13 protein-coding genes are annotated in these 14,097 nt (G+C 64.3%); 3 read left to right on the forward strand and 10 right to left on the reverse strand.

Features of this window, described 5'->3' with window-relative positions; genetic code table 11:
* Nucleotides 1-40: 40 nt before the first annotated feature.
* The 7 genes from ACV17W_RS06820 to ACV17W_RS06850 all read right to left on the reverse strand — a co-directional run bounded on the left by ACV17W_RS06820 (nucleotide 41) and on the right by ACV17W_RS06850 (nucleotide 6,099).
* On the reverse strand, nucleotides 41-907 hold the full coding sequence (locus tag ACV17W_RS06820; RefSeq protein ID WP_462595670.1) for an NAD(P)-dependent oxidoreductase: 867 nt from the start codon (nucleotides 905-907) through the stop codon (nucleotides 41-43).
* A gap of 257 nt (nucleotides 908-1,164) precedes the next feature.
* Nucleotides 1,165-2,052: an alpha/beta fold hydrolase gene (locus ACV17W_RS06825; RefSeq protein ID WP_462595671.1), complete on the reverse strand. Its 888-nt coding sequence runs from the start codon at nucleotides 2,050-2,052 to the stop codon at nucleotides 1,165-1,167.
* 98 nt (nucleotides 2,053-2,150) lie between these two features.
* A complete protein-coding gene (locus tag ACV17W_RS06830; RefSeq protein WP_462595672.1) occupies nucleotides 2,151-2,981 on the reverse strand; it encodes an oxidoreductase in 831 nt (276 codons plus the stop codon).
* Nucleotides 2,982-3,051: 70 nt separating this feature from the next.
* Entirely contained in the window at nucleotides 3,052-3,369 is a 318-nt protein-coding gene (locus ACV17W_RS06835; RefSeq protein ID WP_462595673.1) for an EthD family reductase, read from the reverse strand.
* An 825-nt stretch (nucleotides 3,370-4,194) separates the two neighbouring features.
* A complete protein-coding gene (locus ACV17W_RS06840; protein WP_462595674.1) occupies nucleotides 4,195-4,845 on the reverse strand; it encodes a CoA transferase subunit B in 651 nt (216 codons plus the stop codon).
* A gap of 13 nt (nucleotides 4,846-4,858) precedes the next feature.
* A complete protein-coding gene (locus tag ACV17W_RS06845) occupies nucleotides 4,859-5,557 on the reverse strand; it encodes a CoA transferase subunit A (RefSeq protein WP_462595675.1) in 699 nt (232 codons plus the stop codon).
* A gap of 68 nt (nucleotides 5,558-5,625) precedes the next feature.
* Entirely contained in the window at nucleotides 5,626-6,099 is a 474-nt protein-coding gene (locus tag ACV17W_RS06850; protein WP_462595676.1) for an acyl-CoA thioesterase, read from the reverse strand.
* A 112-nt stretch (nucleotides 6,100-6,211) separates the two neighbouring features.
* Between ACV17W_RS06850 and ACV17W_RS06855 the strand changes: the two genes are divergently transcribed.
* From ACV17W_RS06855 to ACV17W_RS06865, 3 genes are all read left to right on the forward strand, one after another.
* Nucleotides 6,212-7,858, forward strand: coding sequence for an electron transfer flavoprotein-ubiquinone oxidoreductase (locus ACV17W_RS06855; protein WP_462595677.1), 1,647 nt, complete (start codon nucleotides 6,212-6,214; stop codon nucleotides 7,856-7,858).
* Nucleotides 7,859-7,863: 5 nt separating this feature from the next.
* The gene (locus tag ACV17W_RS06860) at nucleotides 7,864-8,694 is read left to right on the forward strand and encodes an NAD-dependent epimerase/dehydratase family protein (RefSeq protein WP_462595678.1); all 831 of its coding nucleotides are present in this window, start codon (nucleotides 7,864-7,866) and stop codon (nucleotides 8,692-8,694) included.
* A 62-nt stretch (nucleotides 8,695-8,756) separates the two neighbouring features.
* Nucleotides 8,757-9,890, forward strand: a complete 1,134-nt coding sequence (locus tag ACV17W_RS06865; RefSeq protein ID WP_462595679.1) for a cytochrome — start codon at nucleotides 8,757-8,759, stop codon at nucleotides 9,888-9,890.
* A 32-nt stretch (nucleotides 9,891-9,922) separates the two neighbouring features.
* Here ACV17W_RS06865 and ltaE read toward each other — a convergent pair whose 3' ends face one another.
* The 3 genes from ltaE to acs all read right to left on the reverse strand — a co-directional run bounded on the left by ltaE (nucleotide 9,923) and on the right by acs (nucleotide 14,069).
* Entirely contained in the window at nucleotides 9,923-10,933 is a 1,011-nt protein-coding gene (gene ltaE, locus ACV17W_RS06870) for a low-specificity L-threonine aldolase (protein ID WP_462595680.1), read from the reverse strand.
* A 52-nt stretch (nucleotides 10,934-10,985) separates the two neighbouring features.
* The gene (locus ACV17W_RS06875) at nucleotides 10,986-11,867 is read right to left on the reverse strand and encodes a DMT family transporter (protein WP_462595681.1); all 882 of its coding nucleotides are present in this window, start codon (nucleotides 11,865-11,867) and stop codon (nucleotides 10,986-10,988) included.
* A gap of 222 nt (nucleotides 11,868-12,089) precedes the next feature.
* The gene (gene acs / locus ACV17W_RS06880; protein ID WP_462595682.1) at nucleotides 12,090-14,069 is read right to left on the reverse strand and encodes an acetate--CoA ligase; all 1,980 of its coding nucleotides are present in this window, start codon (nucleotides 14,067-14,069) and stop codon (nucleotides 12,090-12,092) included.
* Between the last annotated feature and the right edge of the window lie 28 nt (nucleotides 14,070-14,097).

A 14,097-nucleotide genomic window follows, 5' to 3' on the forward strand; every position in this document is an offset into this window, starting at 1 on the left:
GACGCCGGAATCACTGGCGTCGAAATTTCCCTCACTGACATCAGCCTGGCTCGGGCTGACGCGACATGCGCAAGGTGTAGTCCGCCATGATCGACCAGTCGCGCGCTGCGCCGCCGGCTTCGACAGCCTTGCACATCTGCTCGTGCACCGCCTCCAGCGCCGGCAGCGGCGTGGCCAAGCTCTGCGCAGCCTGGCGGGCCAGGCGCAGATCCTTGAGCCCCAGCTCGGCCTTGAAGCCCGGCTCGTATTCTCCTGCCGTGATGATTGCCGAATAGACTTGATAGGAACGGCTGCCAAACAGCGTGCCCAGTATCAAATCGAAGAAATCGGCGCGCGCAACGTCGTGGGCGTCCGTCAGGGCAACCGCTTCGGCCATCGCCTCGATCGCCATCGCAATCATCATGTTGCAGGCAATCTTGGCAGCATGCGCGCCGGGCGGATGATCCCCAAGCCGCCAGGTGCGCTTGCCAAGCACATCAAGCAGCGGCTGCAGGCGTTGCACAGCCGACGCGTCGCCGGCAGCAAGAATATTCAGTTCGCCTTGCGCCGCCACATCGGGCCGACCCAGCACCGGGGCGGCGACGTAGGCGATGCCGGCCTGGCGATGGCATTCTGCAAGCTCCTGCGAAAAGGCCACCGAGATGGTCGAGCTGACCACGTGCACGACATCCTGTCTGGCCTGTTGGAGCACGCCTTCATCGAGCAGCACGCTGCGGATCGCCGCATCGTCGGACAACATCGTGATCACGACATCGGCCTGGAAGGCATCGGCGGGCGTCGTCACCATATGCACGCCCGGTACGTCGCCGCCCGAGCGGTTCCAGCACCTGACGCTGTAGCCGGCAGCCACCAGGTTGATGGCCATCGCGCGCGCCATGGCGCCCAAACCAATGAATCCTATATCCATGTCCTGCTCCTTCTAATTCGGGGGGGTGGAAGGTGCCTCGCTGCATGGCAGCTGCACCCAGGGACGTGAAAGCATGGCGCGCCTCCCGCGTTGCCCCTGGCGTGCCGTGAAGCACGCATGGGCAGCGGCAGTTGGCTACACGCCTCGGTGCGCGCACCGAGTTTTCGGAAACGACTATGCGGTGGCATTGCGGCGTGAATGCGCCTCTAAACAATCTCGGTCGTGAAGCGTGGACCGCAGTGGGCCGGATCCGCACATCACGATTGGTCAAGAAACTGCGTCACCGCCTGGTTGAGCGCGGCCGGGCATTCCTCCGGCAGCCAATGGCCGCAGTCCGGCAGCACCATGCCGGTCACATCGATGGCGAAGCGATTCATCATGTCGATCTGATACTGGCCCATGCCGCCATGCCCGCCGCCACCAATGGCCAGGGCCGGGATGGTGATCTTGGTCATGGACAAGATCTTGTTGTCGATCACGCCCTGATTGAGGACCCGGTAGTACTCGAACGCGGCATTGAGCGTGTGCGGCTTGGAATAGGACTTGGCATACAGGTCGAGCAGCTCCGGCGTAAAGGTCGCCTTATTGCTGGCATGCGTCTTGATGAAGTGCTCGAAAAAGATCCGTTCCTTGCCTGCGACCAATGTTTCGGCAAGCCGCTGATCGGCGGCGAAGAAGCTGAAATGCCACACCAGCGCTTCCCCCTGCGGGGTGAAGGCAGGGAATGAATAGATGCTCTCATCGGGTATCGGCGCTTCCATATAGACCACCCGGCGAATGCGATCCTGATGCTGGACCAGGATAGGATACGTGTTCCAGATACCGATGTCGTGGGCCACCAGGTCGAACTTCTGGCCATTGCTGAATTGCTCGGCCAGCTTGTAGAGCAAGGGGGCGATGTCGGTTGCGCGATATGACGGCGGAACCTCCGATTGGCCCAAGCCCGGCAGGTCCGGAGCGACAACGGTATACCGTTTAGCCAGTTCGGGCATCAACTGGTTCCACTCGTACCAGGTCTGGCCGAAGCCATGAACCAGATAGACCAGGGGGCCGGAGCCTCCCTTGACGTAGTGCAGCTTGACACCGTCAATGGTCTGGTAGTGACTCGAGAAACCAGCCGGTACGGGAAATTCTTCGGCGGCCATTACCGGCGCCGTCCATGCGACGGCGACCGAGAAGATAAGCGTCCAGCACAAGCGTAAGAAGCGCATTGGTAAATCCTTGGAAGTCGAAAAAAATGTTGTCAATCGAAGTCGGTTGCGATGGACCGCGCACGCCAGGCATCGATATCCTGGCGAAAGGCCGCCAACTTGCGCTCGGCCAGTTCGTGGGCGCGCGGCCCCAGAGGCAAGTGCAGCGGAGGTTGCGCGGAGTCGATGGCCTGCATCATCACCGCGACGGCTTTGGCGGGGTCGCCGGGCTGGCGTCCATCGTTGCCCTCGCGGTAGACGCGGGCCGCGCCCCCACTCGCCGAATAGTCCGCGATCTGCCGTTGCGCGACCTGGATCGAACGGCCCAGGAACTCCGTACGGAACGGGCCCGGCTCGACGATGATCACACGCATGCCCATGGGCTCGACTTCCTGCGCAAGCGCTTCCGACAAGCCCTCCACCGCGAACTTGGTGGCGTTGTAGTAGCCGTGTCCGCCCATGCCGATGATGCCGGCGCCGGAGGACAGGTTCACGATCCTGCCTCCGCCCGTGCGCCGCATAAGCGGCAACGCCGCGCGCGTGGTCTCGATCAGGCCGAAGACGTTTACATCGAACAGAGGGCGGTATTCTTCGGGCGTGCCTTCTTCGATGGCGCCCATGAAGCCATGACCGGCATTGTTGACGAGCACGTCCAGCCTGCCGAAGGCTTCGTCTGCCAGGGCGACGGCGGATGTAATCGTATCGGCGCGTGTCACATCCAATGCCGTGAGCCGCAGCGTATCGGGGAACTGGCGCGCCAGTTCGCGCAGCGTGTCGGGGTTACGCGCCGTTGCGAGCACGGCATCGCCGCGCGCAGCGGCAGCCTGCGCCAGTTGCAGGCCAAAGCCACCTGAGCAGCCGGTTATCAGCCAAGTCTTTTTCATTCAATGCTCCTTATCGTCTTCGTCAGCAGATGCGATCCTTGCGCCTGGCTTTCCCGCACAGGCCTGTTGATCACAGCTCAATCGCGCGCGAGCGCGCCAGCGGGGCATCGGTGAAGCGAGCCACGTCCGCCATCACCCCAGGCACTTCCGTCGAAGAGAAGGCCGCCTCTATTGCCGCCTCGTCGGCGAAGACACATTCGCAGATCGCGATCGTGCCGGGGCCGTCCTGCGCGGGGAAGAACGCCGCAACGCTGAGCAGACCGTACCTGCCCCAGGATTTCATGACCAAGGGCAGATGGCCGTTGACGTAGTAATCGCGATCGAACCGGGTCTCCCGCGTGCCCTGATAAGTCACATACACCACGACGGGCTTGCTGTTCTTACTCATACATGCTCCAGATAAACATCGAAAAATCATGGGCTCGCGGGTGCGAAATGCGCCAATTCCAATACCGCCCCGCTCAACGTGAAGGCACTGAGGCTGCGGCGGCGAGCCGATGGAGTGTTCGGTCTCAGTACCCCTGCCTATGCGCATGCGGTGATCCGCTTCTGAATCCATGCTTGCGTGCGCACCCGGCGATGGAAAGCCTGCGGTCGGCAGCAGCGGCTGCACCACCGAAGTCAGCCCCGAGATGCCCACGCTGACGAACACTTCCCCCGGCACCTGTGGCTGTTCCTGGACTGAAGCGGCATTCGACGCCGCGTTGCGCGCCGCAGAGAAACGAACGAAGCAAATAAATATTGCGGCCGCTTCTTAGAAACCTACCAATCGGTATATATGTGAGCCAAAAAAAACCACCAAACGTGAATGGGGGCTGGTGAGGCAGTAAAGGGGCGGACTCACCGTCTTGCGGGCTGATCAATGGGTATCATATATATACTGATCGATATATTAGTTGAAGGCACGCCAGGCCGTCAACAGCTTCTGAATGGTTCAATATGAATATGGTGACCGTCTATTGGTGTTCAACATGGCTGTAATGGGCCCCCCTTCGACGCTCGAAGCGGTCTCCAGGCGCCGCATGGGATCTGCGCCGGGGGGGAAGCCGGCTTAGGTTTCGAAAGCGCCGGCTTGGGTTGAACCCCCAAAGTAATCGATGAACCCGCTGCATAGCGCCTTGGCGCGGTACGGCGAAATGCCGGGCTGCGGTCATCGTGAAACAAAAAACCCTGCCGCAGCAGGGTTTTCAGGGTGATGGAAAGGCGAGTGGGGCTACACGCCAGACACGTCCAGCTTGGCCAGTGTCTTGGCCTGAATCTCTTCTTTTGTGACGCAGGGAGCCAGCTCGACCAGTTTGAGACCGTCGCTGCCGACTTCCATCACGCCCAGATCGGTGATGATAAGGTCGACCACGCCCACGCCCGTCAGGGGCAGCGTGCATTCCGGCAGCAGCTTGATGTCTTCGGTGCCGTCTTTTTTCTTGGCCACGTGCTCCATCAGCACCACCACCCTGCCCACGCCAGCGACGAGATCCATCGCGCCGCCCATGCCCTTGACCATCTTGCCGGGGATCATCCAGTTGGCCAGGTCGCCGGTCTGGGATACCTGCATGGCGCCCAGGATGGCCAGGTTGATCTTGCCGCCGCGGATCATTGCGAACGAATCCGCCGACGAGAAAATGGACGAGCCGGGCAGCGTGGTGACTGTCTGCTTGCCGGCGTTGATCAGGTCGGCATCGACCTGGTCGTCAGTGGGGAAAGGGCCTATGCCCAGCAAGCCGTTCTCGGACTGCAGCCAGACTTCAACACCCTGCGGCACGTGGTTGGCCACCAGGGTAGGCAGGCCTATGCCCAGATTCACATAAAAACCGTCTTGCAACTCGCGCGCAGCGCGCGCGGCCATTTCATCGCGGGACCATGCCATGTCGTGTTTCTCCTTAGGCCGGGCGAGTGGTGCGTTGTTCGATGCGCTTTTCCGGTTGTGCGTTCAGCACAATACGGTGCACGTAGATGCCGGGCAGGTGGATCTGGTCAGGGTCGAGCGCGCCGGTATCGACGATCTGCTCGACCTCCACCACGGTGATCTTGCCCGCCATGGCGACATTGGGATTGAAGTTGCGCGCGGTCTTGCGGAAAACCAGGTTGCCGCTGCGGTCGGCGATGTGCGCCTTGACCAGCGATACGTCGGGCACCAGCGAGCGCTCCATGACGTATTGCTGTCCATCGAATTCGCGCAGTTCCTTGCCGTCGGCCACGATGGTGCCCACGCCCGTGCGCGTGAAGAACGCGGGGATGCCGGCACCGCCGGCGCGCAGCTTTTCGGCCAGCGTGCCCTGCGGGGTGAATTCCAGTTCGAGTTCGCCGGCCAGGTACTGGCGCTCGAACTCTTTGTTTTCGCCGACGTAGGACGCAATCATCTTGCGCACTTGCCGCGTGTTGAGCAACTGGCCCAGTCCGAAACCGTCGACGCCCGCGTTGTTGCTGATGCAGGTCAGATCTTTGACGCCGGAGTCGCGCAAGGCGGCGATCAGTGCCTCGGGAATGCCGCACAGGCCGAACCCCCCCACGGCAATCATCTGACCGTTCTTGACGACCCCCGCCAGCGCCTCTGCGGCGCTTGCATACACTTTATCCATCTGTCCAGCTCCTAGTAAAGTCGGGATTCTTGGAAGGCGCGGCTGCAAGGGGTGGCGCGCCTGATTGTTTATTTTGAGTCGATTTTAACGGCTTGAACGGCCGGCACGCAGCGCCGGCCCAATTGCTCGAGCACGCCGGGGGGCCAGGGCTGCGAGCGGTTGGCCTCGTAATCCATCCAGACCAGCACGGTGCGCCCTCGCGCGTACGGCCCCGCATCATCGCCGACTTTGTCGAGAATCACGTCGGTTTCGAGGCTGGAGCGGCCGATGCGCGTGACGTGATGCGTAACGCGCACCGTACTGGGATAGGTAAAGGCCTTCAGGAAGTCGCAGGACGCATGCGCCAGAATGAACCCCTGCCCCGCCGGCGGCGTCCAGTCGCCGCCGCGCAGCATCTGGATACGCGCTTCTTCCATCATGCGGAAGTACACCGTATTGTTCATATGGCCGAAGGTGTCGGCATCACCCCAGCGCATGGGCAGCTCGACCTCATTGGAATCGCCGACCGCGAGCGGGCGGGCAGGTTTGTGGTCCCGGGTCAAGAAGAACTCCTGTAGGTGGCCGCAGCGCCAGGGCAGGACCCGGCCGGCTGCAATACAATCGTCGATATTACTTCCTTGCATCACCAGAAGACACCATAGGGGGATTGCTGTAATGTCCGAACGCGAGTCAATGGAATATGACGTGGTGGTCGTCGGCGGAGGGCCCGCCGGCCTGTCCGCCGCGTTGCGCCTGAAGCAGCTGGCCGCCGAGCAAAACCGCGAGCTGAGCGTATGCGTGCTTGAAAAGGGCGCCGAACTCGGCGCCCATATTTTGTCTGGCGCGGTGATGGATCCGCTCGCCCTGACCGAACTGATACCCGACTGGAAAGAAAAAGGCGCGCCGCTGAACGTGCCTGTCACGCAAGACCAATTCCTGTTCCTGACGCGAACGGGCGCGCGCAGCACCCCCAACTGGATGCTGCCCGCCTGTTTCCAGAATCACGGCAACTACATCGTGCGGCTGGGCGATGTCGTGAAATGGCTGGGCGACCAGGCCGAAGCCGCGGGCGTCGAAATCTTCCCCGGCTTCGCAGCCGCCGAAGTGCTGTACGACGAGTCCGGCGCCGTGCGCGGCGTGGCCACCGGCGACATGGGCGTGGCCCGCGATGGTTCGCGCACCGACCACTACCAGCCCGGCATGGAACTGCTGGCCCGCTACACCATCTTCGCCGAAGGTTCCCGCGGCCAGCTCGGCCGCCAGCTGATCGAACGCTACAAGCTGGACGACGGCCGCGATCCGCAGTCGTACGGCATCGGCCTGAAAGAAATGTGGGAAGTCGACCCCGCGCAATCCAAGCCCGGCCTGGTCGTCCATACCGCCGGATGGCCGCTAGACGCCGATACCTACGGCGGATCGTTCCTGTACCACCTCGACAACAACCTGGTGGCGGTGGGCATGGTCGTGGGGCTCGATTACGCGAACCCGTGGCTTTCGCCTTTCGATGAATTCCAGCGCTACAAGACTCACCCGTCCATCCGCGGCACTTTCGAAGGCGGCAAGCGCATCGCCTACGGGGCGCGGGCCATCACGGCGGGCGGGTTGCTGTCGCTGCCCAAGCTGACGTTCCCGGGCGGCGTGCTGGTGGGCTGCGAGGCGGGCTTCCTGAACGCCTCGCGCATCAAGGGCAGCCATGCCGCCATCAAGACGGGCAAGCTGGCCGCGGAAGCCGCCTTCGAAGCGGTCGCGGCCGATCGCCGCCAGGACGAACTGGCTGCTTACCCTGCCGCATTCGAGTCGTCGTGGCTGCACACCGAACTGAACAAGGCGCGCAACTTCAAGCAGTGGTTCAAGAAGGGGCGCACGGTGGCCACCGTCATGACGGGCATCGAGCAGCTGGTGCTCAAGGGCAACATTCCCTGGACCATCCACCGCACCAAGCCCGACCATGCCTGCCTGCAACCGGCGTCCGAGTGTGCGCGCATCGATTACCCCAAGCCCGATGGCAAGCTGACCTTCGACAAGCTCAGTTCGGTTTTCATCTCGAACACCAACCATGATGAAAACGAACCGGTCCACCTGACCCTGAAAGACCCCACCATCCCGGTAGCGGTCAACCTGGCGAAGTACGGCGGACCCGAGTCGCGCTATTGCCCGGCGGGCGTGTACGAGTTCATCAAGGACGACCACGGCCAGGACAAGCTGCAGATCAATGCGCAGAACTGCGTGCATTGCAAAACCTGCGATATCAAGGACCCCACGCAGAACATCGTGTGGGTGGCCCCGCAAGGCGGCGAAGGCCCGGTCTACAGCGGCATGTAATCGCCATGACCGAACGCGTCCTGCTGGCGGGCTGCGGCGACCTGGGCTTGCGCCTGGCGCGGCGCCTGCTGGCACGGGGCGCCGAGGTATGGGCGCTGAGGCGGCAGGCGCAAGCTTCCATCGAGCCGGGCGTGCGCTGGATCCAGGCCGACCTGACCCAGCCGGCGTCGCTGGCGGCCCTGCCGCGCGGCGTTACGCAGGTCGTCTATCTGCCGGCCCCCGGCGCGCGCGACCCCGCCGTTTACCAGGCGGTGTTCAGGTCGGGGCTGCCCGCCCTGCTGGCCGCCCTGGACGACACGGCCTTGCGACGCATATTGTTCGTATCCTCGTCGGCAGTGTACGGCGAGCATCACGGCGATTGGGTCGATGAAACCACGCCGGCCCGGCCCCTGGGCTTCAACGGCCGCATTCTGCTTGACACCGAGAACTGGCTGGCAGCCCAGGCGCTGCCTACGGTCAGCCTGCGCCTGGCAGGGCTGTACGGCCCCGGTCGCCTGCAACTGATCGAAAGGTTGCGCGCCGGAACCGCCCGTGCGCCTCGCCATCCGCTGCACTGGGCGAACCGCATCCATATCGACGACGCCGCTGCGGCGGCCGACCATCTGCTGGCATTACGCGAGGTGCAGCAAACTTACATCGGGTGCGATGACACGCCGTTGCCCTTGCATCAGCTTTATGCTCACCTGGCCGGCCTGGCCGGCGCGCCCCCGCCGGCCGACGGCCCGGCGCCGGCCGCCGTGGGCAGCAAGAAACTCAGCAACGCCCGTCTGCGCGCGAGCGGACTCAGGCTGCAGTGGCCCGACGCGCGCGCGGGCTACGCCGCCCTGCTTGCCTGAGTTCACGGGCGTTTCGCTACGCATCGAAACAAGCCTGGCTTCCGGCGCCACATACTGGCGCCATGCAACCTTCCGATCCCCTCCAGGCTGTCACGCATCCTGACCCCTACCCCTACTACGCCCAGCTGGCGCGCGCGCGGCCGCTCTACCAGGACGCCGCGCTGGGCCTGTGGGTCGCGAGCGCGCCGGGAATAGTGCGCGCGGTGCTGGACCATGAGGCCGCCTGCGTGCGCCCAGCTTCCGAGCCCGTGCCCAGTACCGTGTGCGGAAATGCCGCCGGACTGATGTTCGGCCGCTTCGTGCGCATGCGCGACGACGCCTTACACCGGGACCTGAAACCCCTGCTGGCCGAATGCCTCCAGGCTCTGGGCGGATACGCGGATACGTGCTGGCCGGCCGCGCCCCGGTCGTCAGCCGAACTGAATGCGTTCCTGTTCGATGCGCCGGTGTACGCCATGGCACAGCGCCTGGGCCTGCCTGCATCGGCAGCCCCCGCTTGCGCGCGGGCAGTACGGCAGTTCAGCGCGGCGTTGATGCCCGACGCCGGGACGGACGAACGGGAGACCGGGCGAAATGGTGCGTCGTGGCTGCAGGACGTGATGGTCGAACATCTGCAGGCGCAGCACGACCACGCGCCACTGGGCCGGCTGCGCGGCCAGGCCGCCCGCTTCAATGTATCGCGGGCCGAGGTGGCCGCCAACCTTGCCGGTTTGCTGTTTCAATCCTGTGAAGCCGGCGCCGGGCTGATTGGAAACACCCTGCTGAGATTGGGCAGGGATCTGCACGGGGCCGCCCCGGCCATCCGGGATGTCAGCGTGTGCATCCTGGCGGCGGCACAGACCGCCCGGCACGATCCGCCCGTGCACAATACTCGGCGCTATCTGCAAGCGCCGGTATCGATTGAGGGTCATGCGCTGCCGGCAGGCGCCTGCGTGCTGCTGGTGCTGGCCGCAGCCGGCATGTGCTCCGCGGACGACACGCCATGCACATATGGCCTGGGCCGCCATGCCTGCCCAGGCCTCGCCCCTTCGCTGCAGGTGGCTGGCCGGGCCGTGCATTATTTGCTGGAAGCAGGGCTGGAACCTGCAACGCTGTTGCCGCGGCTGGCCTACTGGCCTTTGCCGAACGCGCGCGTGCCGTGCTTCGGCGCGTCCCCACGGCGCCCGGCGCAAAAGCCGGGGCACTTGCCGGGATAGGCGTGCCGCACGTGGCCTGCGAGCCGTTCCGCTCAGCCGTAGTACGACCGGATCGCGCCGACTGTCTTGCGGATGTCGTCGGCTGAAACGTCCAGGTGCGTCACCATGCGTGTCGGGCCGCCATAGACGGCGCGCATCAGGATGCCCTGCTCCTGCAGTGCCTGCGACAAGGGCTCCCCGTCGCGTTGCGTGAATTCGGCAAACACCATATTGGTGTCGTTGGCGAGTACGCGCACCCCTTCGATATCGGCAAGGCCTTCGGCCAGCAAACGTGCGTTGTGGTGGTCCTGCTCCAGGCGATCGACGTGGTGCTGCAGGGCATGCAGGCAAGCAGCGGCCAGTACGCCGGCCTGCCGCATGCCGCCGCCCAACACCTTGCGCCAGCGCCGCGCCGACTCTATCAGGGCACGACTGGCCACCAGCACAGAGCCCACCGGCGCACCCAGGCCCTTTGAAAAGCAGATCGACACACTGTCGAACGGCGCGCAGACCTCATGCACGGCCCGTGCGGACGCGACGGCTGCATTGAAGACGCGGGCCCCGTCCAGATGCAGGCCGAGGCCATGCTGCTGCGCAAACGCCGCCGCCTGCCCAATATAGTCGGCCGGGATGACTTTGCCTTGAAACGTGTTTTCCAGCGCAAGCAGACGCGTGCGCGCGAAATGCGGATCGTCGTGAGGTTTCAGGGCGGCCGCCAGTTTTTCCAGGGGCAGCGTGCCATCGGCCGCATGCTCGACAGGCTGAGGCTGGATGCTGCCCAGCACTGCGGCGCCGCCCCCTTCGTATTTGTAGGTGTGCGCCTGTTGGCCAACCAGATATTCGTCGCCGCGGCCGCAATGCGCCATCAGCGCCGCCAGATTGCTTTGGGTGCCCGAGGGAAAGAACAGGCCCGCCTCTTTGCCGGTGCGTTCGGCCAGGGCCGCCTGCAGATCTTGCACCGTGGGATCGTCGCCCATGACGTCGTCGCCCAACGGGGCCGCTGCCATGGCCTGCAACATGGCGGCCGTCGGTCGCGTGACGGTGTCGCTGCGCAAATCAATCATGAATCCTCCTGTAGCACCAAAAAATGGCGGATACGCCCGCACACGTCTCTCTTCATTCCCGATCGGGGCCTGATCGGCCGACGACCCACAGGCCCCCAAGAATCAGCATCATGCCGCCGGCCTCGACCAGCGTGGGACGCTCGCCCAGCAGGGCCCAAGCAAGCAAGGTGGCCAACACGGGCACGGCCAGGCTCGCCAGGCCGGCGATCGAAGCAGGCACGCGCCTGACCACCGACAGCCACAACAGCCAGCCCGCCGCCGTGGCGACCAACACAATGTAGAGCATGCCGGCCCACAATTGCCAAACCCACTGGGCAGGCGCCTGCGGCACCAGTAACGCAGCCGGCACGGAAACGGCGCCGCCCATCAGCATTTGCCAGGCGGTGAATGTCATCAGATCAGGCGCATGTCGGTTGAACATGCGCTTGGAAAGCACCGTGCCCAGCCCCCAGCATAGCCCGCCGCCCAATGCCAGCAGCACGGCGCCCACGTCGCCCATGCCGCCCCAAGGCTCCAGAAAGCACACCAGCCCTCCGCCGGCCAGCGCAACACCGGCGCCCTGGCGCAGGCTAGGCCTGTCGTCCAGCAAAGCCCAGGCAAACGCCACAACCCAGAACGGCATGGTATAGGCCAGCAGCGACACCTTGCCCACGCCCCCGGTGACCAGCGCGGACTGGACGCAGATCTGGAACGCCGTGGTCTGCGTCACACCGATGAGCAAGGTGAGCTTCCAGGGTGGCATGGCCAGGGGCCGGCGCAGCGCGAACAGCAGCGCGAACAGCACCGCGCTGCCGGCCAGATAGCGCACGGCCACGAAGTCGAAGGGCCCGATATAGGGCACGACGTATTTCATGGCCACCCAGCTGCCTGCCCAGACCGCGACGGTCATGAACATCAGCGCCAGTCCGGCGCGATCGAAATTGCTGCGGCTCAAGAAAACTCGCTGAATAAAGAAAATGCGCCGTACCGGCCGAAACCGGGACGTGCGCAGTGGATGATACTCGTAGCCCGGGGCATTTCAGGCGAAGCGCCGGGCCCGGGCCACGGGCCGAAGCGGCGAAGGCCACCGCCCGCCCGGCCGGGGTTCATGCTGCCCGTCGCTGACGATGTGGCCGGGGCGACTCGACGGGCGCCACACCGGCGACCGGCCCGCAGGTCAGACGGACTTGGCCAGCTGGTCGAGTATGGCCGGGTTTTCGAGCGTGGAGACGTCCTGCGTGACTTCTTCGCCCTTGGCAACCACGCGCAGCAAGCGCCGCATGATTTTTCCGGAGCGCGTCTTGGGCAGGTTGTCGCCAAAGCGGATGTCTTTGGGCTTGGCAATGGGGCCGATTTCTTTGCCGACCCAATCGCGCAGCTGCTTGGCAATCGCCTGCGCTTCTTCGCCTTCGGGGCGCGCGCGCTTGAGCACCACAAATGCCACCACGGCCTCGCCGGTGGTGTCATCGGGGCGCCCCACGACGGCAGCTTCGGCCACGAGTTCGTGCGCCACCAGCGCCGATTCGACTTCCATGGTGCCCAGGCGGTGGCCGGACACGTTCAGCACGTCATCGATGCGCCCCATGATCCAGAAATACCCGTCGGCGTCGCGCTGCGCACCATCACCGGCCAGGTAGTATCCGCGCAATTCGGGCGGAAAATAGCTTTTCTTGAAGCGCTCGGGGTCGCCCCAGATGGTGCGGATCATGGACGGCCACGGGCGCTTGATGGCAAGAAAGCCGCCCTTGCCGGGTTCGACATCGCCGCCCGTTTCATCGACCACGGCCGCAGCGATGCCGGGCAAAGGCAGCGTGCATGAGCCCGGTTTGGTGGGCGTGGCCCCTGGCAGCGGATTGATCATGTGTCCGCCGGTTTCGGTCTGCCACCAGGTGTCGACGATGGGGCAGCGTTCCTGGCCGACGTTCTTGTGATACCACATCCAGGCTTCGGGATTGATGGGCTCGCCCACCGATCCGATGATGCGCAGGCTGTCGAGCTTGTAGTTGCGGGGGTGCGTGGAGGGCGTGGCCTCGGACGCCTTGATCAGCGACCGGATGGCAGTGGGCGCCGTATAGAACGTGGTGACCTTGTGGCGCTCGATCATGTCCCAGAAGCGGCCGGCGTCGGGGTAAGTGGGAACGCCTTCGAAGACGATCTGCGTCAGGCCGGCCGCCAACGGGCCGTAGGTAATGTAAGTATGGCCGGTGATCCAGCCCACGTCGGCCGTGCACCAATAGACGTCGTCCGGACGCGCATCGAACGTCCACTTGACCGTCAGCAGCGCCCACAGCAGATAGCCGGCCGACGAGTGTTGCACGCCCTTGGGCTTGCCGGTGGATCCGGAGGTGTACAGAATGAAGAGGGGATGCTCGGCGTTGACGGGCACGGGCTCGCAGGTGTCGGGCTGGCCGGCTTCGACGTCGTGCATCCAGAGGTCGCGACCCTCTGTCCAGGGCACGGTGCCCCCGGTTCGCTTGTAGACCACGATCTGGGACACCGCATCGCAGCCGCCCATGGCAATGGCGTCTTCGACGGCCGGCTTCAGCGGTATGGTCTTGCCACCGCGTACCTGCTCGTCGGCCGTGATGACCAGCGAGGCGCCGACGTCGACGATGCGCTCTTGCAGGCTCTTGGCCGAGAAGCCGCCAAACACCACGGAATGGGTCACGCCCAGCCGCGCGCAGGCCTGCATGGCGACCACGGCCTGGATGGACATCGGCATGTAGATGATGGCGCGGTCACCCTTCTTGTAGCCCAGCGATTTCAGGCCATTGGCGAACCGGCAAACGCGCGCCAGCAACTCGCGATAGGTGACTTTATCGACCTTGCCGTCGTCGGACTCGAAAATGATGGCGGTTCTGTCGGCGTTGCCGTTGTGCAGGTGCACATCGAGACAATTGGCCGATACGTTCAGCTCGCCATCGCCGAACCAGCGGTAGAAAGGCGCGTTCGATTCGTCGAGCACCTGCGTGAACGGCTTGGTCCAGGTAAGGTTCTCGCGGGCGTGGCGCGTCCAGAAGCCGTCGAAGTCCTGTTCGAGTTCCTGGCAGAGTGCGCGGTAGGCATCCATGCTGTCGATGCGGGCTCCCTGCGCGGCGCGCTGGGGCGGTTCGAACACGCGAGTTTCGACCAGGACGGATGTGATGGAATTTGACATGAGTGTCTCCGGGAGTTCGTGATTTGTA

It is taken from the genome of Bordetella sp. MIP270_01_BMS, from assembly GCF_054958705.1.